The sequence below is a fragment of the Kitasatospora sp. NPDC087315 genome, assembly GCF_044744345.1.
In the GTDB taxonomy this organism is placed as follows: domain Bacteria; phylum Actinomycetota; class Actinomycetes; order Streptomycetales; family Streptomycetaceae; genus Kitasatospora.
This window is the reverse complement of the sequence record NZ_JBIUYD010000006.1, coordinates 83,343-106,021: the sequence shown is the minus strand read 5'-3', so window position 1 is coordinate 106,021 and position 22,679 is coordinate 83,343. Positions and strand designations below refer to the sequence as shown.

Here is a 22,679-nt window from a genome sequence, read left to right as displayed (position 1 = left end):
GCTAGCACGCCGGTTCGAGAACAGCCGGGACGCCGTCCCGGACGGCCGGTCCGATCCTCCGGCCGTCTCCGTCGGTGTAAGGGGATCAATGACCGATCTGGGTCGGGGCTACGGCCCCCAGGGCTCCGAGCCGTGGCACCCCGGGGAGCCGGGGTACGGTGGCCAGCAGCCGGTCCCCGGCCAGCAGGACGGCCAGTGGCAGCAGCATCCCCAGCAGGTTCCGCAGGGCCAGCAGTACGGTGCCGGCCAGCAGGGCCAGCCGCAGCAGGGCTACCCGCAGCAGGCGCAGCAGCAGGGCTACCCGCAGCAGGGTTACCCGGGTGGCGGGCAGCAGCCGCCGCAGCAGTACGGGCAGCAGCCTGTGCAGCAGTTCCAGCAGGGGCAGCCGCAGTACGGGGGCGGCCAGCAGGGGTATCCGCAGCAGCAGGACCAGGGCGGACAGGGCTTCCCCGGCCAGCAGGGGTACCAGGGCCAGCAGCAGGGGTATCCGCAGCAGGGCTATCCGCAGCAGCAGGGGCAGCAGGGTCTGCCCGGCGAGCAGCAGAACTTCCAGGCGTTCCAGCAGCAGGGCGTGCCGCAGGGGCAGTATCCGCAGCAGGGGATGCCCCAGCCCGGCGAGCAGCAGCAGGGCGTACCGCAGCAGGCGATGCCCCAGCAGGGTGTGCAGCCGCCCGTTCAGCAGCAGGTGCCGCAGCAGGGCGGGCAGCCGGGGGCGCCGGAGTCCGACGAGCCGCCGCAGGGCGGGCGGCGGGCGTCCCGGCGACGGGCCGAGCCCGTGGCCGGACCGGGCCCGGACGGTATCGACTGGGAGGCGGAGGCCGCCGCGCTGGAGTCGGGCGCGGCTCCGGCCGAGGCCGTTCCCGAGGCCGCCGAGGACGAGTGGGACGGCCACGAAGGCGGTTACCACGAGGACGGCGACGAGGACCGGGACACCTTCCTCGGCGAGGAGGACAGCTCCCGCGAGGCCCAGAAGAAGCGCAAGGAGAAGGGCAAGAAGTCCGGCCGTCGCAACGGCGGGGCCTGCCTGGTGGTCGCCCTGGTGCTGCTCGGCGGTTTCGCCGGCGCCGGCTGGTGGGGCTACGGCTTCTACCAGGACCACTTCGGGCCGCCCCCGGACTTCGCCGGTGAGGGCACCGGCACCGTCCAGGTGGAGATCAAGAAGGGCGCCGTAGGGGCCCAGATGGGTCTCGCGCTGAAGCAGGCCGGCGTGGTCAAGAGCGTCAAGGCCTTCACCAACGCGTGCGAGAAGAACCCGAAGTGCATCTCCATCCAGCCCGGGACGTACTCCCTCCCCCGTGAGATGTCGGGCGAGGCCGCCGTCGCGAACCTGGTGGAGGAGAACGGTGGCGAGAAGCTGATCATCCGGGAGGGGCTGACGGCCGCCGCCACCTACGTCAAGATCGACGACAAGCTGAAGCTGCCCAAGGGCACCACGGCCGACGTCGCCAAGGCCCAGATCGGCAGCCTCGGCCTGCCCCCGTACGCCAACGGCAACATCGAGGGCTTCCTCTGGCCGGCCCGCTACTCGATCTCGGAGGGCATGAAGCCCGAGGACCTGCTCAAGCAGATGGTCAAGAACGCCGTCGACCGCTATGCGGGCCTGGACGCGGAGGCCTCCAAGATCGGTCTCAAGTCCGGCTACGAGGTGGTCATCGAGGCCAGCATCCTCCAGGCCGAGGGCAACAACCCGGAGGACTTCGGCAAGATGGCCAAGACCATCCAGAACCGTCTGGCCAACCAGACCGAGACCCAGCACCGCCTCGGTATGGACACCACGCTGCAGTACTCGCTCGGTCGCAAGGACCTCACCAGGAAGGACATGGACGACGCGTCCAACAAGTACAACACCTACCTCAACGCGGGGCTGCCGCCGACGCCGATCTCCAACCCCGGTGACGACGCCATCAAGGCGGTGCTGAACCCGGCGGACGGCAAGTGGCTGTTCTTCATCGCGATGTCCCCGATCAAGACCCTCTTCTCGGACACCTACAAGGAGCACCTGGCCAACGTGGAGCAGTACTGCACGGCGGCCGGCCAGGGCTTCGACAAGGATCGCGGCCACTGCACCACGAAGTAGTGGCCGCCCCGCCGTACCGCCGTTTCGGAGAACCAACGTGACCAGCAAGCACCGGGCCGCCGTACTGGGCTCGCCGATCGCCCACTCGCTCTCGCCGGACCTGCACCGGGCCGCCTTCGCGGCGCTCGGGCTGGACGGCTGGCGCTACGACCGGTTCGAGGTGGACGAGGCGGGGCTGCCCGCCTTCGTCGCCGGGCTGGACGAGGCCGAGTGGGCGGGCCTGTCGCTCACCATGCCGCTGAAGCGGGCGGTCATCCCGCTGCTCGACGAGGTGAGCGCGACGGCGCGTTCGGTGGAGGCGGTGAACACGGTGGTGTTCACCGCCGACGGGCGGCGGACCGGGGACAACACCGACGTCCCCGGGCTGGTGAACGCGCTGCGCGAGCGGGGGATCACCGAGGTGCCGGGCGCGGCGGTGCTCGGAGCCGGGGCGACGGCCTCCTCGGCGCTGGCGGCGCTCGCCCAGATCTGCACCGGCGAGGTGACGGTGTACGTGCGCAGCGCGGAGCGGGCGCGGGAGGTGGCCGAGCTGGGCGAGCGGCTGGGTGTCGCCGTGCGGACGGCCGACTGGGAGCGCGGCGCCGAGGCGCTGGCGCACCCGCTCACCGTCTCCACCACCCCGGTCGGGGCCACCGACGGGTTCGCCGAGCGGCTGCCGGCCGACCCCGGGGCGCTGTTCGACGTGCTCTACCACCCCTGGCCGACGGCGCTGGCCGCCGCCTGTGCGGAGCGCGGTGCGACGGTGCTGGGCGGTCTGGACCTGCTGGTCCATCAGGCGGTGCTGCAGAACGAGCAGTTCACCGGTCGTGCGCCGGGCCCGCTGGCGGCCATCCGCGCGGCGGGCGAGGCGGCTCTCGCGGTCCGCTGAGGCGCTTCGGACGGTGGCGCGTTGTGCCGGTCCGGCGTTCGGTGCCCGGTTCACGCGTCGTGTCATCCCGGCATGACGTGCCGGGTCGCGTGGCCGCCGCCCGCGGAGCAGGAGGTCGGGCCCGCCGACTTCCTGCTCCCTTTCCCGCTCTCCTTCCTGTTCCCCGCTGGTCACGCCGTGTCCGCGTCCGCCCGTCGGCCGGGCGCCGTCCGTCACGCGGACTCTGCGCCCGGCTCGGCCCGGGGCATGAAAGGATTCAGGGACAAGGCACGCCCGGGCGGGTCGCGGTAGGTCCGTGACCGGTCCGCTGATGAAGGAGCTCCGTTGGGTACGTTGCGCTGGCTGACGGCGGGGGAGTCGCACGGCCCCGCACTCGTCGCGACGCTGGAGGGCCTGCCGGCCGGTGTGCCGGTCACCACGGCCGTGGTCGCCGACGCGCTGGCGCGCCGCCGGCTCGGCTACGGTCGCGGCGCCCGGATGAAGTTCGAGCAGGACGAGGTGACGTTCCTCGGCGGGGTCCGGCACGGGGAGACCATGGGCAGCCCGGTGGCGGTCATGGTCGGCAACACCGAGTGGCCGAAGTGGGAGCAGGTCATGTCGGCCGACCCGGTCGACCCCGAGGTGCTGGCGGGCCTGGCCCGCAACGAGGCGCTGACCCGCCCGCGGCCCGGCCACGCCGACCTCGCCGGGATGCAGAAGTACTCGCTCGACGAGGCCCGCCCGATCCTGGAGCGCGCCAGCGCCCGTGAGACGGCCGCCCGGGTCGCGCTGGGCGCCGTCGCCCGCGCGTACCTCAAGGAGACCTGCGGCATCGAGATCGTCAGCCACGTCGTGGAGCTGGCCGCGGCCAAGGCCCCGGCCGGGGTGCTGCCGCTGCCCTCGGACGAGGCGCGGCTGGACGCCGACCCGGTGCGCTGCCTGGACGCCGACGCGTCGAAGGCGATGGTCGCGGAGATCGACCAGGCCCACAAGGACGGCGACACCCTCGGCGGTGTGGTCGAGGTGCTGGCGTACGGGGTGCCGGTGGGCCTGGGCTCGCACGTGCACTGGGACCGCCGTCTGGACGCGCGGCTGGCCGCCGCGCTGATGGGCATCCAGGCGATCAAGGGGGTCGAGGTCGGCGACGGCTTCGAGCTGGCTCGCGTCCCCGGCTCGCAGGCGCACGACGAGATCGTGCCGACCGCCGAGGGCGTCAAGCGCACCTCCGGCCGCTCCGGCGGCACCGAGGGCGGCCTGTCCACCGGCGAGCTGCTGCGGGTGCGCGCCGCGATGAAGCCGATCGCGACCGTTCCGCGCGCCCTGCAGACCCTGGACGTGCGGACCGGTGAGCCCGCCAAGGCCCACCACCAGCGTTCCGACGTCTGTGCCGTGCCGGCCGCGGGCATCGTCGCCGAGGCGATGGTCGCCCTGGTGCTGGCCGACGCGGTGAACGAGAAGTTCGGTGGCGACCACGTCTCCGAGACCCGCCGCAACGTGCAGAGCTACCTCGACAACCTGATCGTCCGATGACCGCTGAGCGTCCGGCGGATTCCCCGGTCGTCGTGCTGGTCGGCCCGCCCGGCAGTGGCAAGTCCACGGTCGGGCGGGCGCTCGCCGAGCGCCTCGGCGTCGGCTTCCGGGACACCGACACCGACATCGAGCGGCTGGCCGGCAAGCCCATCCCGGAGATCTTCATCGACGAGGGTGAGCCGCACTTCCGCGAGCTGGAGGCACGCGCCGTGCGCGCCGCCGCCGAGGCCCACGGAGGTGTGCTGGCGCTCGGCGGCGGCGCGGTGATGGCCGAGGCCACCCGCGCGCTGCTGCGCGACCTGCCGGTGGTCTTCCTGGAGGTCCCGCTGGCCGACGCGGTCAAGCGGGTCGGCCTGGACGCCCCCCGTCCGCTGCTGGCCGTCAACCCCCGGGCCCGCTGGCGCGAGCTGATGGACGCCCGCCGCCCCCTCTACCTGGAGGTGGCCACCGCCGTCGTCGACACCGCCGGCCGCACGCCCGAGCAGGTCGTGGCCGCCGTACTGGAAGCACTGGAGCTGAAGACCCCCCATGACTGACATCGTCAGGATTCACGTCGGCGGCAGCGCCGGCCACGACCCGTACGACGTGCTGATCGGGCACCAGCTGCTCGGCGAGCTGGCGCCGCTGATCGGCACCCGGGCCAAGCGGGTCGCGATCATCCACCCGGAGGCGCTGACCAGCACCGCCGACGCCGTTCGCGAGGACCTGCTCGGCGAGGGCTACGAGGCGATCGTCCTCCAGGTGCCCAACGCCGAGGACGCGAAGAGCGCCGAGGTGGCCGCCTACTGCTGGTCGGTGCTCGGCCAGACCGGCTTCACCCGCAGTGACGTCGTGGTCGGCCTCGGTGGCGGCGCCACCACCGACCTGGCCGGCTTCGTCGCCGCCACCTGGCTGCGCGGGGTCCGCTGGATCTCGATGCCCACCACGCTGCTCGGCATGGTCGACGCGGCCGTCGGCGGCAAGACCGGCATCAACATCGCCGAGGGCAAGAACATGGTCGGGGCCTTCCACCCGCCGGTCGGCGTGCTGGCGGACCTCGACACCCTGGAGACGGTGCCGAAGCACGACTACGTCTCCGGCCTCGCCGAGGTCGTCAAGTGCGGCTTCATCGCCGACCCGGCCATCCTCGACCTGATCGAGGCCGACCCGGAGGGCGCCAGGACGCCGGCCGGGCCGCACACCGTCGAGCTGATCCGGCGCGCCATCCAGGTCAAGGCCGACGTGGTCTCCGGGGACCTCAAGGAGTCCGGCCTGCGGGAGATCCTCAACTACGGCCACACCCTCGGCCACGCCATCGAGCGCAACGAGCGGTACAAGTGGCGGCACGGCGCCGCGATCTCCATCGGCATGGTCTTCGCCGCCGAACTCGGCCGCCTGGCCGGACGGCTGGACGACGAGACGGCCGACCGGCACCGGACGGTGCTGGCCTCGGTCGGCCTGCCGCTGAGCTACCGCGCGGATGCCTGGCCGAAGCTGCTGGACGCCATGAAGATCGACAAGAAGTCGCGCGGCGACCTGCTGCGCTTCATCGTCCTGGACGGTCTGGGCAAGACCTCCGTCCTGGAGGGCCCCGACCCCTCCCTGCTGGTCGCCGCCTACGCGGAGGTCTCCTCGTGACCCGGGTGCTGGTGCTCAACGGCCCCAACCTCGGCCGGCTCGGCAGCCGCGAGCCGGACGTCTACGGTGCCACCTCCTACGCCGGGCTGGTCGAGCGCTGCACCGCGCTGGGCAAGGAGTTCGGCTTCGAGGTCGAGGTGCACGAGACCAACTCCGAGCAGCAGATGGTGGAGTGGCTGCACGAGGCGGCCGACGGCCGGGTCCCCGTGGTGATCAACCCGGGCGCCTTCACCCACTACTCGTACGCGATGCGCGACGCCGCCGCCCAGCGGACCGCCCCGCTGATCGAGGTGCACATCTCCAACCCGTACGCACGGGAGACCTTCCGGCACACCTCGGTGATCGCCGCGGTCGCCTCCGGCACCATCGCCGGATTCGGCCTCGGCTCGTACGAGCTGGCCCTGCGGGCCCTCGCCGGACAGCTCACCACGGGCTGACGCCTGGTCAGCGGCCCGGCGGCGGACTGTGCCCGCCGCCGGGCCGCCGTGTAATGTCCCCGCTGAAAGAAGTCGGGAGGTGACCGTGACGCAGTACTCCGGGGGTGGACAGGTCCCCCCGCGTCCCGTCGCTCCGCCGGCCCCGCAGTACCCCGGCACCGCCGCCGCCGGGCCCCTGCCGGCTCCCCAGAACCCGCCCCGGACCGGATCCCGGCCCGGGCCGCCGGACGGGCCGCGGCCCGCCGGGGCGCCCCCGCACGGCGGCCCGCCCACCGTTCCGCAGGGCGCGCCGGTGCCGCCCCCCGCCGCGCCCGCCGCCGCGGCTCCCGCCCCGGCCCCCGCGCGGGCGCCTGGCCCCGCGCCGGTGCCGGCCGGTGCGACCGGGCACTTCCTGCTGCCCTCCGGATCGCCCGTGCAGCTCCCGGCCCACCCGCCGCAGCGGCACGCGCCCGCCGGCCCGATCGCGGTGCTGCTGATCGGCCCGGCCGGCGCCGGCAAGACCACCGTCGCCCGGCACTGGGCCGAGCGGCGCCCCACGCCCACCGCGCACATCAGCCTCGACGACGTCCGCGAGTGGGTGCAGTCCGGCTTCGCCAACCCGCAGTCCGGCTGGAACAACGCCTCCGAGGCGCAGTACCGGCTGGCCCGGCGGACCTGCGGCTTCGCCTGCCGCAACTACCTGGCCAACGGCATCTCCTGCATCATCGACGACGCCGTCTTCCCCGACCGCCCGGCGATCGGGCTCGGCGGCTGGAAGCGGCACATCGGCCCCGGCATGATCCCGGTCGTGCTGCTGCCCAGCCTCGACTCGGTGCTCACCCGCAACGCCCGGCGCAGCGGCAACCGGCGGCTGGGCGACGAGGAGGTGGCCCGGATCCACGGACGGATGGCCGGCTGGTACAACTCCGGGCTGCCGATCATCGACAACTCCCATCTGGACGTCGCCGCCACCGCCGCCGAGCTGGACCGGGTGATCCTGGCCCGGCTGATGGGCATCCCGGTCCGCTGAGGCGCGGGCGGGAGCGGGGGGACGTGACCTGCGGCCCGGCCGGAGTGTCGGTGCCGGCTGCGATGATGGGCCCATCCTGCTGAACCACCCGGGGGAGCTGACGCCCGTGCCGGAAGGCCACATCATCCACCGTCTCGCCGCCGAGAACGCCAAGGCCTTCGGCGGCCGCCCGGTCCGGGTCTCCAGCCCGCAGGGCCGGTTCGCCGACGGCGCCGCACTGATCGACGGCCAACCGCTCGCCGAGGCGCAGGCCGTCGGCAAGCACCTCTTCCTCGGCTTCGAGGAGGGTGCCTGGGTGCACATCCACCTCGGCCTCTACGGCGGATTCACCTTCGGGGAGGGCCCCGCGCCCGAGCCGGTGGGCCTGGTCCGGCTGCGGATGGAGAACGACGACGCCTACGCCGACCTGCGCGGTCCCAACACCTGCGCGCTGATCACCGGGGCGGAGAAGGCCGCCGTCGCGGCCAGGCTCGGGCCCGACCCGCTGCGCGCCGACGCCGACCCGGAGCCGGCCTGGCGGCGGATATCCGCCAGCCGGACGACGGTCGCCGCGCTGCTGATGGACCAGAAGGTGCTGGCCGGCGTCGGCAACGTCTACCGCGCCGAGGTGCTGTTCCGGCTGGGCATCAGCCCGCACCGGGCCGGGCACGACCTCTCCCGTGCCGAGTGGGACGCGATCTGGGCCGACCTCGTGGCCCTGATGCACGAGGGCGTCGGCGCGGGCCGGATCGACACCGTCCGCCCCGAGCACACGCCCGAGGCGATGGGCCGCCCCCCGCGCGTGGACGACCACGGCGGCGAGGTCTACGTGTACCGCCGTGCCGCCATGCCCTGCCTGGTCTGCGGTACGGAGGTCCGGGCGGAGGAGCACGCCGCCCGGAACCTCTTCTGGTGCCCGGCCTGCCAGCAGGTGTAGTCGTCCCGGCCGCCGGGGGAGGGGTGCGGGCGAACCGACGGCCGGCCGGCCTGCCAGCCCGTAGGCTGGGGCCGGGCCGGTCGGAGGGAGCGGGCAGGTGGAGGGCTACGAGAAGGCCAACACCGTGTCGGGCACGGTGTACGGCAATGTGGTGCAGGGCCGGAACGTCGAGGTGCACGTGCACGGGGCGCGGCCGCCGCTCGGGGCGCCGCAGCAGGTCAGGAAGCCCCGCCGGACCTTCGTCAACCGGGCGAAGGAGCTCGCCGCGCTCACCGCGGCGCTCGGCCATCTCGACGGCTCCCGGCCGGTCGTGATCGCCTTCACCGGCCTCGGCGGCGTCGGGAAGACGGAGCTGGTCGCCCAGTTCGCGGCCGGCCACGCCGAGCACTTCCCGGACGGCCAGCTCTACGCCGACCTCGCCGCCCACCGCCACCTGGGCGGGGTGGACCTCGGCGAGATCCTGGCCGGTTTCCTGCGCGGCTTCGGGCTGGAGCCGCACCAGGTACCGGAGACGCTGCCCGAACGGGCCGCGCTGTTCCGGACGGTCACCGCCGACCGCCGGGTCCTGGTGTTCCTGGACAACGTCGACCACGCCGCCGAGGTCCGCACCCTGCTGCCGTCCACCGGGCTGGTGGTCGTCGCGGGCCGGCGGCGGCTGCCCGGGCTCGCGCTGGACGGCGCCGAGGTGCTGCGGCTCGACCCGCTCAGCACGACGGCCGGCACCGAGCTGGTCCGGGGCTGGCTCGGCCCGGGCCGGGGCACCGACCGGGAGCTGGAGGACCTGGTCGAGCTCTGCGGCGGCCTGCCGCTCGCGCTGAACGCGGTCGGCTCCCAGCTGCTCGACCGCAGTGGGCTCCGGGTGGACCGGGTGGTGGCGGAACTCGCGGACAAGGAGCGGAGATTGGCATCACTCGGCAGTGACGAGGGCGCGATCGGCGACGTCCTGGACGCGGTCTACCTCCGGCTGGCCGGCCACACCCGGGACCTCTACCACCTGATCGGGACCGTCCCGGGTCCGCACGTCTCCGTCGAACTGGCCGAGGCGGTCGGCCTCGAACGGGTGCCGGACGGTCTCGCCGACCTGCTCGCCGCCCACCTGCTGGACGAGGTGGTGGACGACGGCCCGGAGGAGCGCTTCCGCACCCACGACCTCGTCCGGCTGCACGCCCGCGACCGTGCCCGCCGGCAGCCCGGCCGGGCGGAACTGCTGCGCGGGATCGTGGCGTACTACCGCGGCCGGGCCGCGCTGGCGGACCGGGCCGTGCTCGGTGACCGGCTGCGGCTCCAGGAGCCCGGTGGCGCGGAGCTGCCCGGCTTCGCCTCACGCGCCGAGGCGATGGAGTGGCTCCAGGCCGAACGGGCCAATCTGCTCGGCGCGGTCCGCGCGGCCGCGGAACAGCGCTGGCACGGCGAGGTGTGGCGGCTCTGCGAGTCGCTCTGGCCGCTGTACCACGGCCGCGGGCTCTACGACGACTGGACCGAGTCCCACCTGCTGGGCGTCGAGGCGGCCCAGTGGGACAACCGCCCGGACGCCGGGATCCGGATGCGCAACCAGCTCGCCCGGGCCTACCACGGGCGCAAGGAGTACCCGCGCGCGGCCGAGCAGTTGGCCGCGGCGTCCGCACTGCTCCCGCTGGTGGACGAGCCGCGGCTGGCCGGCCTGGTCCGTGAGACCGACGGGCTGCTCTGCCTCGCCGACGGCCGTCCGGAGCGGGCGGTGGAGCTGTTCACCCTGGCCCGGGAGGCCAACGAGGGCGACCCGCACGGGGTGGTGGTGCAGAGCTACCACCTCGGGCAGGCACTGATCGCGGCGGGCCGCCCCGAACAGGCGCTGGCCGTTCTCGACGAGGCGACCGCGACGGCCGGGCGGACGGCGGACTCCCCGATGCTGATGCGGCTGTCGCTCGTCCGGGCCCGCGCCCACCGGGCCCTGGGCCGGCTGGACCGGGCCGTCGTCCACGCGGGCGAGAGCGCCGACCGGGCCTTCGCCCTGGGCCAGGCGGCCAAGGAGGGCGAGGCGCACACGCTGCTCGTCGAGCTGGCGGACGAACTCGGTGACACCGGGCTGGCCGACCGCAGCCGGGCCCGGCTGCGGCGGCTTCGGGGCGAAGCCCAGGCGTTCTGACCCAGGGCTACGGCCGGCCGGTCGGAGGGCCTGCGGGGGGTGGGGCGTCGCCCCGCTCGGCCCCGGCGCCGGTCCGGCCGGGGGAGTCGGAGCCGCGGCCGCCGTCGTGGGCGGTCCGCCGGAAGTGCCGCGCGGCGAACTCGCCGAACCGGCGGGCGGCCTCGGTGCGGTAGGAGTCGCCGTCGCGGACCAGCCGCAGCTCCCGCCGGCAGCCGGGGGCCGCCAGCCGTACCCAGGCGACGGAGCCCCGGGGGCCCGAGCCGCGCGCCATCGCGGGCAGCAGCGCGGCCCCCAGGCCGGCCGCGACCAGCTCCAGTACGGCGCCCGGCTCGTCGCCCTCGCAGGCGACCACCGGCCGCACACCCGCCTCGGCGAAGAGCCGGTCGGCGAGCACCCGCTGCCAGTGGCCCGGGCGCGGGGTGACGAACAGTTCGCCGTCCAGCTCGGTCACCGCGACCTGCTCCCGCCCCGCCAGCCGGTGGCCGACGGGCACCGCCAGCAGCACCTCCTCGCGCAGCAGGACCACGGAGCTCAGGGCGGGTCCCGCCAGCGGCTGGGAGGCGAAACAGAGGTCCACCTCGCGGTCGCGGAGCTGACGGACCATCACATCGGCGGCGGACTGGCGCAGCCGGACCTCGACGTCCGGGTGAGCCGTCCGGAAGCGGGCGAGCACCCCGGCGAGGGTCAGCAGGGTCTCGGTGGCCACCGTCACGGTGCCGCCGGCGCCATCTGCGGCATCCGCCAACTCCCTTCGGCCGTCGTCGAGTTCGCGCAGTGCCCGGTCGACCCGCCGGAGGAAGGCCGCGCCGTGGCGGTTGAGGTGGATCCGGCGGCCCCTGCGGTCGAAGAGCGGAACACCCAGCTCGGTCTCCAGCCGGGCGATCATCCGGCTCACCGAGGGCTGGGCGACGCGCAGTTCCTCGGCCGCCCGGCTGACGTGCTCGTGGCGCGCTACGACCTGGAAGCAGCGCAGCGCCAGCAGGTCCATCCGCCGCCCCCCCCGGGTCGGGCCGTTCCTCATAACCCGCAGGACATCATCTTATGCCGCATCAGGTCTTGGATCCGGCGAGCCGGGCACCCATAGCCTCCAGGAGGGGCCGCCGCGACCGGCCGGTGTCCCGACTCCACCACGGACCGACCCGCACTACGGACCGACCCGCACCACGGACCGATCCGCACCCCGCCCGCGCCGGACGCCCTGCCGAAGGAGGCCCCCGCCGTGTCCGAGAACCCGGCACCGCCGTACGAGAGTTACGTCGAACGCATCCTCGACGCCCTCCGTCGCTCCCCCGAGCACACCGCGCTGATCACCGCCGAGGGGCGCGCGGTCCCGGCCGGGGAGCTCCACGAAGCCGTCCTGCTCAGTGCCGCCGCCCTGGCGGAGCACGGCGTGCGCCGCGGCAGCACCGTCTCGCTGCTCGTCGGCGACCGCCCCGAGGCGCTGGTCGCGCGGTATGCGGCCAATCTCCTCGGCGCCCGGGTCGTCTCGCTCGGCCTCGGCTCGGCCCCCGGGACACAGGCGGCCATCGTGGACAGCGTCGGTACCGCCGCGCTGCTCGTCGACCCGGACCTGCGGACGGCGGGCGAGGCGCTGCTCGCGCTGGTCCGGGTACCGGCCGTGCTCACGCTGGACTCCGCCCCCACCGACTGGCACCCGGCGGCGGTGGCGGGTTCGGCGCTCCGCCCGGGCCGGACCGGGACGGCCACCGGGACCACCGCCGGGCCGAAGGGCGCCGCGCAGGCCGAGGACGACTGGTGCATCCGCTTCACCGGCGGCACCACCGGCATCCCCAAGGGCATCCGGATGGCACACGGCCCGTACGGCCGGCTGCTGGTCTCGCACGCCGCCCGCCTCGCGCCCTCCCCGCCGCCCCGCTTCCTCGCCTGCACCGCCCTCGCCCATATGGCCGGAATCGTCGCCGACGCCACGCTGCTCGCCGGGGGCACCGTCGTGCTGCGATCCGGCTTCGACCCGCTCGACGTCATCACCGCCCTCGAACGGGAGCGGATCACCGACCTCTGGCTCCTGCCGCCGCTGCTGTACGAACTCCTGGACCACCCGGCCCTGGCCACCGCGGACCTGTCCGCCCTGCGCCGGGTCTTCTACGGCGGCACCCCCGCCTCCGCCGAGCGGCTGCACCGGGCGGCGGAGCTCCTCGGCCCGGTCCTGTACGGCTGGTACGGCCAGACCGAGGCCGGCAACATCACCGAGGTCCTGCCGCACGAGCACGGGGTGACCGGGCCGGACGGCCGGATCACGGTCGGCCGGGCGCAGGAGGGCGTCGAGATCGAGATCCGCGACCCGCGGGGCGCGGTGCTGCCCACCGGCCGGAACGGGGAGATCCACGTCCGGACGCCCATGCTCATGAGCGGCTACTGGCGCAGGCCCGACCTCACCGCGCAGGTGCTGCGGGACGGCTGGATCAGCACCGGGGACGTGGGGCACCTCGACGGCGACGGCTTCCTCCACCTCGTCGACCGGCTGAAGGAGATGGTCATCGTGGTGGGAGGCCACGTCTACCCGGCGGAGGTGGAGCAGGTGCTGCTCGCCCACCCCGCCGTCGCCCAGTGCGCGGCGTTCGGGACACGGCGGGCGGACGGGAGCGAGGAGCTCCAGGCGGCCGTCGTCCCGGCGGCCGGCCACCGGCTGGACCGGGAGCTGGTCCGGGGGTTCGTCACCGAACGGCTGGGCTCGATGTACGCGCCCGCCGCCGTGCACGTCCTCGACCGGCTGCCGCTGACCGAGGCGGGCAAGCCCGACCGGAAGCTGCTGCGGGCCACGCTCGGCCCGGACCACGGACAACCGGACCAGGGATAAATGGTCGGCGGGTCGAAGGGAGGGCGCGCTAGCATCCGGTGCCGATCAAGGAGAAGGACGTGCACATGGGTGAGGACCAGCGGACCGGGACGCGGCTGGAGCTGTCGTACCGACCGACCGCGGAGGATTTCCGGGAGGCGCTGACCGCCCGGGCGAAGATCTCCGCCACGGGCCGGCGGACCCGTTGGCTGCTGACCGTGGCGGCGGTGTGCGCGGTGGTCGGCTCCGTCCTGTCCGTGACGTCGGGCGAGGGCGTCAGCTCCTCACTCGTCGTGATGCTCCTCGTCACCCTGCTTCTGCTCGCCCTGCCGTGGCTCCAGGCGCGGCAGTTCCACCGCCTGACGGAGGGCAAGGGGGAGTACCGGGCCGTCGTCGACGACTCCGGCGTCACCGTCAGCACCGAGCAGTCGTCGAGCACCCTCACCTGGCAGGCCGCGCCGCGCTTCGTCGAGACGCCCCGGCTCTTCGTCCTGCTGAGCGGTGACCGGAACGCCTCCTGCCTCACGCTGCTGCCCAAGCGGGGCATCGCCGAGGGCGCCGACGTCGACCGGCTCCGCGCCGTCCTGGAGCGGCACCTGTCCAGGGCCGGGAAGCCCTAGCTGTTCTGACCCGGGCGGCGGGTGAACGCGACCCGGGTGCGGCGGTCGCCGGTGCGGACGGTGAGGCCGTGTTCCGGCAGGCCGGCCGGGTCGCCGCCGTCGGCGAGCCAGAGGGCGACGGCGGCGCCGAGCAGGAGGGGGTCGAGGTGCGGTGTGGCCGCACCCCAGGGGCGTTCGGCGTGGGCCTCCAGCAGCAGGCCGCCGCGGAGCCGCAGCAGATGGCGGGCCTTGCCGAGAGCGGCCACGGCCACGCCGAGGCCCGGCAGTTGGGCCGCGGTGTCGGCGAGCCAGCGCTCGGCGGGCAGTTCGGCGCGGACTTCGGTACGGGCCATCACCTCGGCGCTGTGACGCAGCGCGAGCGTCGGCTCCTCGGCGCTGACCGCGTAGCTGCCCCGGGCCTCGCGGTGGTCCGGGCCGACCGGGTAGCGCCGCAGGCGGACCTCGGTGCCCCGGCGCTCCCCTTCGACGTCGTACGCCGTCGGGCCGGGCAGGGCCGTGGGCAGCGGGACCGGTCGCGGGTACGGCGGCTGGCGAGGTTCGTCGTCCGGTTCGTCCACCTGCCGCAGATAGGAGTAGAGCAGCGGGCGCAGCAGCCGGGCGGACTGGCCCTGCCGGCCGAGCGAGCGGTCGGTGATCGGGCGCAGCGCGGCCCGGTCCGGGTTCGCCAGGGCCTGTTCCAGCTGGGTGAGCAGGTCGCCGTCGGGGTCGAGCGGCGGCGCGGCCTGGCCGAAGGCGTAGCTGGGGGAGCGGGGGTCGAGTTCGTCGGCGCCGGTGGCGACGAGCAGGGTGTGGCGTTCCAGGGCGGCGCCGTAGAAGGAGACCGAGCCGTGGTCGCCGATCAGGCAGTCGGCCGCGACGAGGGCGGCCTGCCAGCCCTGGTCGGGCGGGACGAGCCGCAGTCCGGACCGTTCGGCGGTGGCGAGCAGCGCCGCGGGGTCGTGCCGGGCCCAGATGTTGGGGTGCAGGACGACGGCGACGGCGTACTCGTCGGCGGGGAGCCGGCCGACCAGACGCAGCGGCAGGTCGGGGTGGCGTCCGAACAGGGAGTGCTCGCTCCAGGTCGAGTTGACGACGACGAGGCGGCGGCCGTCCACGGCGCCCAGCGCGGCGCGGTACCCGTCCCGGCCGTCCAGGCTGCGCAGCATCCGGTCGAAGCACGGGTCGCCGACCACGCGTGCGCGGGGCAGGGCCTCGGGGCAGGAGATCCGCAGCCGGTCGAGCTGCTCCTCGTGGGAGAGGCCGATCACCGCGGGGAACACCCGCCCCCAGTGGGTGAGTTCGCGGCGGGAGAGGCCGGCGGCGGAGACGGTGTCGCCGGTGGACCGGGTGACCAGGCGGTTGTAGCCGGCACCGTGCGGCAGCACGATCAGCGGGGCTTTCAGCCGGGCCATCGAGCGGTGCACCGCGCAGGCGACCGCGAGGTCGAACCGCCGCCGGGTGGCCTCGCGCCAGTCCAGCACGGTGATGCCGGTGAGGCCGGCGAGGAAGCCGTCGAGCCCGGTGGAGAACGCGGAGCCGGGGTTGACGGTGAGGTAGAGGTGGATGCCGTCCTGGCCGCGCAGCAGGGTGAGCACGTCCAGTACCCGGGTGGCGGAGGTGAGGGTGCGGGCGACCGCCAGCACGCGGGCCCTGACGGGCCGGGTGTCCCAGCGGTCGTCATCGGGCCAGGCGCGGGCCTGCGGGCGGAACGGCACACGAAGATCGTACTGAACCGCCCCTGGCCGGGGGCGGTTGTCCGGCTGTCCCCGAGGGACGGTCAGCCGGCGGCCGCGGAGGGCTCGTGGTGCTCGGCGGCGGCACACGAGTCCAGCAGGGGGCGCATGCCGTCGTCCACGAGCCGGTAGCGCACCACGCGGCCGTCCTTGTCGCCGCTGACCACGCCGGCCGTGCGCAGCAGGCGCAGGGCCTGGGAGACGGCCGGGTCACGCATGCCGGTGGCGACCGCGAGGTCGGTGACGGCGAGCGGGCCTGCCCGGTGCAGGGCGAGCAGCAGGGCGAGCCGCCCGGGGTCGGCGAGCAGCGAGAACCGCTCGGCCCAGGACCGGACGTGCGCGGTGTCGCCGATCGCGGCGATGGCCTCGCAGACCCGGTGTCCGTCGATGGTGCGGTGGCCCGCGCGGTCGGCCGGTACGAGATGCATGGCCCCATTCTTGCAGTCCGCGTCCTGTGATTCTGAACACCTGCGCAGGTGCGCAGCCTTGCAAGGGTGTCCCACGGGCCCTACGGTGTTCCCCGCCGTGGTGCTCGGGAAGACCGGTGACGGATCCTCAGGGATCCCAGTCCGGAGCGGCCCTCGCCACTGTGATCGGGGGGAGTCGTCCGTACCCACGACGCCACTGGGCGCCTCGCGCGCCTGGGAAGGCGGGTACGGAAGCCCCGTAAGCCAGGAGACCGGCCACGGCATCTCACGAAGCCATTCCACGAGGTGCTGGAGCGTGATCCGAAGATGACCCTGCCCGAAACCGCCACCCCGGCGACACCGCCGGTGTTGCCCACTTTCCGTTGGAAACGCCAGGACACCATCCGCACGGCCGGGCTGATGGGGGTGATCCTGGCCATGCACGTGGCGGCGTTCGGGACGCTCATATTCCTGGTGGCACCGCACGAGTACACGGTCGGCACCCAGGTCTTCGGTGTGGGCCTGGGGATCACCGCCTACACCCTCGGCATGCGGCACGCCTTCGACGCCGACCACATCGCGGTGATCGACAACACCACCCGCAAGCTGATGGCGGACGGCAAGCGGCCGGTCTCCGTGGGCTTCTGGTTCGCGCTCGGGCACTCCTCGATGGTGGTGCTGATGGCCGCCCTGGTGGCGGGCGGGGCGCAGCTGGCCAACACGCTGATGGACGACGACTCCACCACCCACAAGTGGCTGGGCGTGGTCGGCACCACCGCCTCCGGTGCCTTCCTCTACCTGATCGGCGCGCTCAACCTGGCCGCCCTGCTCGGCATCCTGAAGGTGTTCCGGTCGATGCGGGCCGGCCGGTACGACGAGGCTGAGCTGGAGGAGCACCTCAACGCGCGCGGCTTCCTCGCCCGGGTGCTGAACCGGGCGACCCGCTCGATCACCCGGCCCGGCCAGATGTTCCCGGTGGGCATGGTGCTCGGCCTCGGCTTCGACACCGCGACCGAGGTGACCCTGATGGTGATGGCCGGCTCCGGCGCGGCGGCCGGTCTGCCCTGGTACGCGATCATCTGCCTGCCGCTGCTGTTCGCGGCGGGGATGAGCCTGTTCGACACGCTGGACGGGACGTTCATGAATTTCGCGTACCAGTGGGCGTTCGCCAATCCGGTGCGCAAGGTGTACTACAACCTGACCATCACTGGGCTGTCGATCGCGGTGGCGTTCATCATCGGCACCATCGAGCTGGTCGGGGTGCTGCACGAGAAGCTGGACCTCACCGACCCGGTCAGCGGGTGGATCGCCGACCTCTCGCTGGACAACGTCGGCTATGTGATCGTCGGCCTGTTCGTGGTGGTCTGGGTCGCGGCGATCGCCTACTGGCGGCTGGCCGGGGTGGAGCGGCGCTGGTCCCCGCAGACCCAGCACGCGGGTGCCCGGCCGACGCCGGCCGGGGAGGCCGCCGAGACCACGGAGGCCACGGAGGCCACGGAGGCCAAGGCCTGAGCCGGGCGCGGCCCGGCCCCGGCCCCGGCCCGGTCGGGCCCGCCCGACGGGCGGATCGGGGCGGCGCTCCGTAGGCTCGACGCATGGCTGATGCGTACGCGGGTCGGCGGGAGCGGCTGAGGGAGCACTGCGGTGCGACCGGGGCCGACGCGGCGCTGATCACCAGGCCGGCGAACGTGCGCTATCTGACCGGGTGCGCGCCCTGCGGGGCGACGCTGCTGCTCACCCGGGAGCGGGCGCTGCTGGCGCTGCCGGACGACCTGCCGCCGGACGACACCGGGGAGCACCTGCTCGGCGAGGACCTCACCCAGGTCCCGGTCGCGGCGGGGGAGGACACCGCGCTGGCCGCCGCCGCGGCCGCCGGGCGGCTGGGCGTGGACGACCTGGCGGTGGAGGAGCACGACCTGACGGTCACCCGGCACCGGTCGGTGGCGGGCCTCGCCGAGGGGGTCAGACTGGCGGGCCTCGGACCGGTGGTCGAGCGGCTGCGGGTGGTCAAGGACGAGCACGAGATCGCCGACCTGCGGATCGCCGCCGAGATCGCCGACCAGGCGCTCGGCGAACTGCTGGAGTCGATCCTGGTCGGCCGCACCGAACGGCACCTGGCGATGGAGCTGGAGCGCCGGATGATCGACCACGGTGCGGACCGGGCGGCCTTCCCGGTCTCGGTCGGCACCGGCAGCCACTCCGGTCAGCAGGCCCACCAGCCCACCGACCGCCGGGTGGAGGAGGGCGATTTCCTCACCGTCGTGCTCGGCGCCCAGTACCGGGGCTACGGCGTCTCCACCGCCCGGACCTTCGTGATCGGCGCCGCCCCCGCGCCCTGGCAGGTCGAGCTGCACCGGCTGGTGTTCCGGGCCCAGCGGGCCGGACGGGAGGCGCTCGGGCCGGGCGTCGAGCAGTGCGTACCCGACCAGGCGGCCCGGGCGATCCTCCAGGCGGCCGGGCACACCGAGCCCTCCCCGCACCCGGTCGGGCACGGCATCGGGCTGGAGATCCGGGAGGCGCCGCGCCTGGGCCCGTCGGACATGGGTAAACTGGACAGCCGCGTGCCGGTCACCGTCGGCCCGGGAGTCCACCTCCCGGGTAAGGGCGGTGTCCGGATCGAGGACACGCTCGTGGTGCGCCCCCTCGAAGAGGGCGGGCCCGAGCTGCTCACCATCACCACCAAGGAGCTCCTCGCCCTGTGACCCGCGGCCGCCCGGCGGCTGCTGCGGGCGGCAGGACGCAACCCTTGGTTCCTTGACAGCTATATCCAGGAGTTAGTGCGCCCGTGGCTTCCACGAACGATCTCAAGAACGGCATGGTCCTCAAGCTGGAGGGCGGCAAGCTCTGGTCCGTCGTCGAGTTCCAGCATGTCAAGCCCGGCAAGGGCCCGGCCTTCGTGCGCACCAAGCTCAAGGAGGTCCTGACCGGCAAGGTCGTCGACAAGACCTTCAACGCCGGCACCAAGGTCGAGACCGCCAACGTCGACAAGCGCGGCATGCAGTTCTCGTACAAGGACGGCGAGAACTTCGTGTTCATGGACACGGACACCTACGACCAGGTGACGATCGAGCCCGCCGTCGTCGGCGACGCCGCCAAGTACCTGCTGGAGGGCTTCGACGCCCTGGTGGCCATGTACGAGGGCTCCCCGCTGTACATCGAGCTCCCGGCCTCGGTCGAGCTCGTGATCTCCCACACCGAGCCGGGCGTCCAGGGCGACCGCTCGACCGGCGGCTCCAAGCCGGCCACCCTGGAGACCGGCGCCGAGATCGCGGTGCCGCTGTTCATCGTGACCGGCGAGAAGATCAAGGTCGACACCCGCGACGGCAGCTACCTCGGCCGGGTGAAGTAAGTCCGTGTCGGCCGCACGCAGCAAGGCCCGTACCCGGGCCTTCCAGATCCTCTTCGAGGCCGACCACCGCGGGGTGGACCCGCAGCGCGTCCTCGCCGACTGGGTGGCCCGCGCCCGGGAGCCCAAGCCTGACGAGGGCACCCCGCAGGTCGGCGAGTACACCATGGAGCTGATCGAGGGCTACGTTCAGCACGCCCGCCGGATCGACGACCTGATCTCGCAGTACGCGGTGGGCTGGACGCTCGACCGGATGCCGATCGTGGACCGCAACGTCCTGCGGCTCGGCGCGTACGAGCTGATCTGGGAGGACGGCGTCCCGGACGCGGTCGTCCTGGACGAGGCCGTGGAGATCGCCAAGGAGTTCTCCACGGACGACTCCCCGGCGTTCGTCAACGGTCTGCTCGCCCGCTTCCTGGAGCTCAAGCCGAGCATCCGCCGCTAGGGATCGTCCGACGAACCCTGGGCACACCCCGACGCACGGCCGCCGGACCGGAAACGGTCCGGCGGCCGTCGTGCGTTCCGGACGGGTGGCGTATGTTGGGGCTACTCATCGGTAACCCCGCAGTGAAGGGCAGGCCACCCCCATGACCACGGCGACCCGCAGCGAGTTCGACCAGGGCATCGCCCTGACCCGGCACCCGGACGAGCCCGGCCGCTACGACGGTGAGCTGGGCGCCGGCTGGCAGATCGGCGGCGGCGTCAACGGCGGACTGCTGCTCGCGATGGCCGGCCACGCCCTCGCGCTGGAGCACGGCGAGCACACCGACCCCGTCTCGATCAGCGGCTACTACCTCTCCGCCTCCCACCCCGGCCCGGCCACCGTCCGCACCGAGGTGCTCCGCACCGGCCGCGGCCTCTCCACCGGCACCGCCTCGCTCAGCCAGGACGGCGTCGAGCGGCTGCGGGTGGTCGCCAGCCACGGCGACCTCGCCACCGCCGACGGCGAGGTGCGCACCACTGCCCGGCCGCCGCAGCTGCCCCCGCCGGACCGGTGCATCGGCATGGAGCACGCCCCGAAGGAGCTGGTCCGGCAGGCCGCCCTGCTGGACCGCTTCGACCTGCGGCTGGACCCGGCCACCGTCGGCTGGGCGCTCGGGCAGCCGTCCGGCACCGGCCGGATCCAGGGCTGGTTCAAGCTCGCCGACGGCCGCGAGCCCGACCCGCTGCTGCTCCTGCTGGTCGCCGACGCCCTGCCGCCGGTCACCTTCGACCTCGGCCTGCCCGGCTGGGCGCCCACCGTCGAGCTGACCGTCCACCTGCGGGCCAGGCCGGTGCCCGGCTGGCTGCGGGTCACCCACGCGACCCGCAACCTGGCCGGCGGCTACTTCGAGGAGGACGCCGAGGTCTGGGACGAGTCCGGCCGCCTGGTCGCCCAGTCCCGCCAGCTGGCCCGGGTGCCGCGCCCGGCGTGAGGCCCGGGGCGGACGCCCCAAACCGCGCCTCACGGTCGGTTACAGTCCTGTGACACGCCGTACGTGTGCGGCGCGCGGGGCGGGGGAGGACAACGGTCAGCGGCACGCCCGCCGCTGACCGTCACCTGTCCAGGACGCCCCAGGAGCCACCGATGAGCCGCAACGGCCGCACCCGCCGCATCACCGACTGCACCGCCGGCGGCGGCGGCCTCCGCCCCCGGCTGCGGTCGCCGCACGGGCGTCGCCGGGCCGACGCAGGCGAGCAGGCCTTTGTGATCGGTGTCCTGACCAGCGCCGCCGACTTCGAGCGGGCCCGCGCCTGGCGGCTGTCCGACGCCCCCGACTACGCGTGCTACCTGCGGGAGACCGCCGAACTGCTGGCCGAGGCACGCCGCCGGTTCGAGACCGTCCGGGCCCGGATGTTCCACCCGCAGGACTTCGAGGAGTTCTGCCTGCTGCACGGGCTCGACCCGGTCGAGCCGGCCGCCCGGGACCGCTACCTGGTCAACCCGCCGCTGCAGACCCAGCTCCTGGCCTACCAGGGCGAGGAGCTGGCCGGGGACTTCGTCCCGCGGCTGGCCCGGGCCCGGGAGAACGGGCTGACGCTGCGCCACGCCGACCTGCTGCTCGACGGCGGGCTCTACGACGAGCGGGGCCGCGGGGTCCGTGAGGCCTACCAGCGCGGGGCCGAGGTCTTCCGCCGGATGCTGGTCGGCGCCGGCCCCGGCGTGTACGAGCTGCGCCTCGCCGTGGACGCGCCGGGCGGGCGGCTGACCGCCGCGGCCCGGGTGCTGCAATGGGAGGACGGCGTGGTGCGGATCAACGACGAGGACCTCGACCTGCTCTGCGCGGTGCTCTGCACGGGCCTGGCCAGGGAGCTGCCGGGGCTGGCGGTGCTGCACGGCTCGCAGGGCTCGGCGGAGGCCTGCGGGGAGTACCGGCCCTCGGCGTGGGCCTGGGCCAGCGGCGGGCAGGACTGGGCGCCGGCGGCCGGCCCGGTGCGGCTGGACGGGGTGGCGGCGGAGCCGGGCTACCGGCTGGACACGGTCTGCTGAATCCCGGCGCGCGCCGTCCGGACGCACGACGGCGCGGCACCCGTGAATCCGGGTGCCGCGCCCTGGCGCATTCACCGTCTCCGCTGGTGGGAGCCGGTGCGGCGGGACTTAGCCCGCCTCCTCCTCACGCACCGCACGGCGCGCGTCGGGGTTCAGCACGCCCCACGAGATCAGCTGCTCGGTGAGGATCGACGGCGACTGGTCGTAGATCACGGCCAGGGTGCGCAGATCGTCCTGGCGGATCGACAGCACCTTGCCGTTGTAGTCGCCGCGCTGGCTCTGGATGGTCGCCGCGTACCGCTGCAGCGGACCGGCCTTCTCGGAGGGCACCTGGGTCAGTCGCTCCAGGTCCAGCACCAGGCGTGGCGGCGGTTCGGCCGCACCACCGGGCGTACCGCCGGGCAGGAGCTCCTGCACCGGGACGCCGTAGAACTCCGCCAGCTCGGCCAGCCGCTGCACGGTGACCGCACGGTCGCCGCGCTCGTACGAGCCGACGACGACTGCCTTCCAGCGCCCCTGGGACTTCTCCTCGACACCGTGCAGGGAGAGACCCTGCTGAGTGCGGATCGCTCGGAGCTTGCCTCCGAGTTGCTTCGCGTAGTCGCTGGACATTGATCTCCCCGGACGAGATTGCTTCGCGTTCAGTGGTGGGTCACGGGCGATTGCCGACGCCGTTACCGGTGGGTCCGACGTCCGTCTCGTAACTCACTGTGAGGTTACGTAGAGTGAGGTAGTTGCGTCAAGCCGAATGGGGCAGTCGTGCGAATGG

The 22,679-nt window shown here is 73.9% G+C and carries 22 protein-coding genes and 1 riboswitch; of the genes, 17 read left to right on the top strand and 5 right to left on the bottom strand.

Annotated features, from left to right (window positions below; all coding sequences use genetic code 11):
- Positions 1 to 85 precede the first annotated feature (85 nt).
- Entirely contained in the window at positions 86 to 892 is an 807-nt protein-coding gene (locus tag ACIO5D_RS10705) for a hypothetical protein (RefSeq protein WP_400658249.1), read from the bottom strand.
- Between ACIO5D_RS10705 and mltG the strand changes: the two genes are divergently transcribed.
- The 9 genes from mltG (at position 776) to ACIO5D_RS10660 (ending at position 10,558) form a co-directional block, all read left to right on the top strand.
- The gene (gene mltG / locus ACIO5D_RS10700; RefSeq protein ID WP_363610496.1) at positions 776 to 2,077 is read left to right on the top strand and encodes an endolytic transglycosylase MltG; all 1,302 of its coding nucleotides are present in this window, start codon (positions 776 to 778) and stop codon (positions 2,075 to 2,077) included. The genes ACIO5D_RS10705 and mltG overlap by 117 nt on opposite strands.
- 37 nt (positions 2,078 to 2,114) lie before the next feature.
- Positions 2,115 to 2,945, top strand: coding sequence for a shikimate dehydrogenase (locus ACIO5D_RS10695; protein WP_400794788.1), 831 nt, complete (start codon positions 2,115 to 2,117; stop codon positions 2,943 to 2,945).
- Positions 2,946 to 3,269: 324 nt separating this feature from the next.
- Complete coding sequence (aroC, locus tag ACIO5D_RS10690; protein WP_363610492.1) at positions 3,270 to 4,454, top strand: chorismate synthase; 1,185 nt, start codon at positions 3,270 to 3,272, stop codon at positions 4,452 to 4,454.
- Positions 4,451 to 4,990 carry a shikimate kinase gene (locus ACIO5D_RS10685; protein ID WP_363610490.1) on the top strand — a complete coding sequence of 180 codons (540 nt, stop codon included), beginning with the start codon at positions 4,451 to 4,453 and terminating at the stop codon, positions 4,988 to 4,990. Before aroC ends, ACIO5D_RS10685 begins: the two co-directional genes overlap by 4 nt.
- Positions 4,983 to 6,071, top strand: coding sequence for a 3-dehydroquinate synthase (gene aroB / locus ACIO5D_RS10680; protein WP_363610488.1), 1,089 nt, complete (start codon positions 4,983 to 4,985; stop codon positions 6,069 to 6,071). The genes ACIO5D_RS10685 and aroB overlap by 8 nt, the downstream gene beginning before the upstream one ends.
- A complete protein-coding gene (gene aroQ, locus ACIO5D_RS10675) occupies positions 6,068 to 6,508 on the top strand; it encodes a type II 3-dehydroquinate dehydratase (RefSeq protein WP_363610486.1) in 441 nt (146 codons plus the stop codon). Before aroB ends, aroQ begins: the two co-directional genes overlap by 4 nt.
- A gap of 79 nt (positions 6,509 to 6,587) precedes the next feature.
- Positions 6,588 to 7,517, top strand: coding sequence for an AAA family ATPase (locus tag ACIO5D_RS10670; RefSeq protein ID WP_400794786.1), 930 nt, complete (start codon positions 6,588 to 6,590; stop codon positions 7,515 to 7,517).
- 106 nt (positions 7,518 to 7,623) lie between these two features.
- Entirely contained in the window at positions 7,624 to 8,433 is an 810-nt protein-coding gene (locus tag ACIO5D_RS10665) for an Fpg/Nei family DNA glycosylase (protein ID WP_400794784.1), read from the top strand.
- 97 nt (positions 8,434 to 8,530) lie between these two features.
- On the top strand, positions 8,531 to 10,558 hold the full coding sequence (locus ACIO5D_RS10660; RefSeq protein WP_363610480.1) for a regulator: 2,028 nt from the start codon (positions 8,531 to 8,533) through the stop codon (positions 10,556 to 10,558).
- Positions 10,559 to 10,565: 7 nt separating this feature from the next.
- On the opposite strand, the gene ACIO5D_RS10655 is transcribed toward ACIO5D_RS10660, so the two are convergent.
- A complete protein-coding gene (locus tag ACIO5D_RS10655; protein WP_400794781.1) occupies positions 10,566 to 11,546 on the bottom strand; it encodes a LysR family transcriptional regulator in 981 nt (326 codons plus the stop codon).
- 231 nt (positions 11,547 to 11,777) lie between these two features.
- Here ACIO5D_RS10655 and ACIO5D_RS10650 point away from each other — a divergent pair, with 231 nt between their 5' ends.
- Positions 11,778 to 13,376: an AMP-binding protein gene (locus ACIO5D_RS10650; RefSeq protein WP_400794779.1), complete on the top strand. Its 1,599-nt coding sequence runs from the start codon at positions 11,778 to 11,780 to the stop codon at positions 13,374 to 13,376.
- A gap of 65 nt (positions 13,377 to 13,441) precedes the next feature.
- Positions 13,442 to 13,975: a YcxB family protein gene (locus tag ACIO5D_RS10645; RefSeq protein WP_400794777.1), complete on the top strand. Its 534-nt coding sequence runs from the start codon at positions 13,442 to 13,444 to the stop codon at positions 13,973 to 13,975.
- Here the strand turns inward: ACIO5D_RS10645 and ACIO5D_RS10640 are convergent.
- Complete coding sequence (locus ACIO5D_RS10640; RefSeq protein ID WP_400794775.1) at positions 13,972 to 15,669, bottom strand: hypothetical protein; 1,698 nt, start codon at positions 15,667 to 15,669, stop codon at positions 13,972 to 13,974. The genes ACIO5D_RS10645 and ACIO5D_RS10640 overlap by 4 nt on opposite strands.
- Positions 15,670 to 15,731: 62 nt before the next feature.
- A complete protein-coding gene (locus tag ACIO5D_RS10635; protein ID WP_363610470.1) occupies positions 15,732 to 16,115 on the bottom strand; it encodes a metalloregulator ArsR/SmtB family transcription factor in 384 nt (127 codons plus the stop codon).
- An 81-nt stretch (positions 16,116 to 16,196) separates the two neighbouring features.
- Positions 16,197 to 16,390, top strand: a riboswitch (cobalamin riboswitch).
- Between the two features lie 31 nt (positions 16,391 to 16,421).
- Here ACIO5D_RS10635 and ACIO5D_RS10630 point away from each other — a divergent pair.
- The 6 genes from ACIO5D_RS10630 (at position 16,422) to ACIO5D_RS10605 (ending at position 21,910) form a co-directional block, all read left to right on the top strand.
- Positions 16,422 to 17,606, top strand: a complete 1,185-nt coding sequence (locus ACIO5D_RS10630) for a HoxN/HupN/NixA family nickel/cobalt transporter (RefSeq protein WP_400794773.1) — start codon at positions 16,422 to 16,424, stop codon at positions 17,604 to 17,606.
- Positions 17,607 to 17,689: 83 nt separating this feature from the next.
- Positions 17,690 to 18,796 (top strand): aminopeptidase P family protein, encoded by a 1,107-nt coding sequence (locus tag ACIO5D_RS10625; protein ID WP_363610466.1) that lies wholly within the window; start codon positions 17,690 to 17,692, stop codon positions 18,794 to 18,796.
- An 83-nt stretch (positions 18,797 to 18,879) separates the two neighbouring features.
- Positions 18,880 to 19,443 carry an elongation factor P gene (gene efp / locus ACIO5D_RS10620; RefSeq protein ID WP_363610464.1) on the top strand — a complete coding sequence of 188 codons (564 nt, stop codon included), beginning with the start codon at positions 18,880 to 18,882 and terminating at the stop codon, positions 19,441 to 19,443.
- A gap of 4 nt (positions 19,444 to 19,447) precedes the next feature.
- Positions 19,448 to 19,885 (top strand): transcription antitermination factor NusB, encoded by a 438-nt coding sequence (gene nusB / locus ACIO5D_RS10615; protein WP_063346766.1) that lies wholly within the window; start codon positions 19,448 to 19,450, stop codon positions 19,883 to 19,885.
- Positions 19,886 to 20,027: 142 nt separating this feature from the next.
- Positions 20,028 to 20,855, top strand: a complete 828-nt coding sequence (locus ACIO5D_RS10610) for a thioesterase family protein (RefSeq protein WP_363610462.1) — start codon at positions 20,028 to 20,030, stop codon at positions 20,853 to 20,855.
- 152 nt (positions 20,856 to 21,007) lie between these two features.
- Entirely contained in the window at positions 21,008 to 21,910 is a 903-nt protein-coding gene (locus ACIO5D_RS10605; RefSeq protein ID WP_363610460.1) for a hypothetical protein, read from the top strand.
- Between the two features lie 108 nt (positions 21,911 to 22,018).
- Here ACIO5D_RS10605 and ACIO5D_RS10600 read toward each other — a convergent pair whose 3' ends face one another.
- Positions 22,019 to 22,522 carry a transcriptional regulator gene (locus ACIO5D_RS10600; RefSeq protein ID WP_045692870.1) on the bottom strand — a complete coding sequence of 168 codons (504 nt, stop codon included), beginning with the start codon at positions 22,520 to 22,522 and terminating at the stop codon, positions 22,019 to 22,021.
- Positions 22,523 to 22,679: the final 157 nt, after the last annotated feature.

Excerpts from the sequence above, each read along its gene's own strand:
- ACIO5D_RS10635 (WP_363610470.1), bottom strand. The coding sequence starts at position 16,115 with ATGCATCTCGTACCGGCCGACCGCGCGGGCCACCGCACCATCGACGGA.
- ACIO5D_RS10610 (WP_363610462.1), top strand. The coding sequence starts at position 20,028 with ATGACCACGGCGACCCGCAGCGAGTTCGACCAGGGCATCGCCCTGACC.
- aroB (WP_363610488.1), top strand. The coding sequence starts at position 4,983 with ATGACTGACATCGTCAGGATTCACGTCGGCGGCAGCGCCGGCCACGAC.
- ACIO5D_RS10630 (WP_400794773.1), top strand. The coding sequence starts at position 16,422 with ATGACCCTGCCCGAAACCGCCACCCCGGCGACACCGCCGGTGTTGCCC.
- ACIO5D_RS10685 (WP_363610490.1), top strand. The coding sequence starts at position 4,451 with ATGACCGCTGAGCGTCCGGCGGATTCCCCGGTCGTCGTGCTGGTCGGC.
- ACIO5D_RS10605 (WP_363610460.1), top strand. The coding sequence starts at position 21,008 with ATGAGCCGCAACGGCCGCACCCGCCGCATCACCGACTGCACCGCCGGC.
- ACIO5D_RS10655 (WP_400794781.1), bottom strand. The coding sequence starts at position 11,546 with ATGGACCTGCTGGCGCTGCGCTGCTTCCAGGTCGTAGCGCGCCACGAG.
- ACIO5D_RS10625 (WP_363610466.1), top strand. The coding sequence starts at position 17,690 with ATGGCTGATGCGTACGCGGGTCGGCGGGAGCGGCTGAGGGAGCACTGC.
- ACIO5D_RS10645 (WP_400794777.1), top strand. The coding sequence starts at position 13,442 with ATGGGTGAGGACCAGCGGACCGGGACGCGGCTGGAGCTGTCGTACCGA.
- ACIO5D_RS10600 (WP_045692870.1), bottom strand. The coding sequence starts at position 22,522 with ATGTCCAGCGACTACGCGAAGCAACTCGGAGGCAAGCTCCGAGCGATC.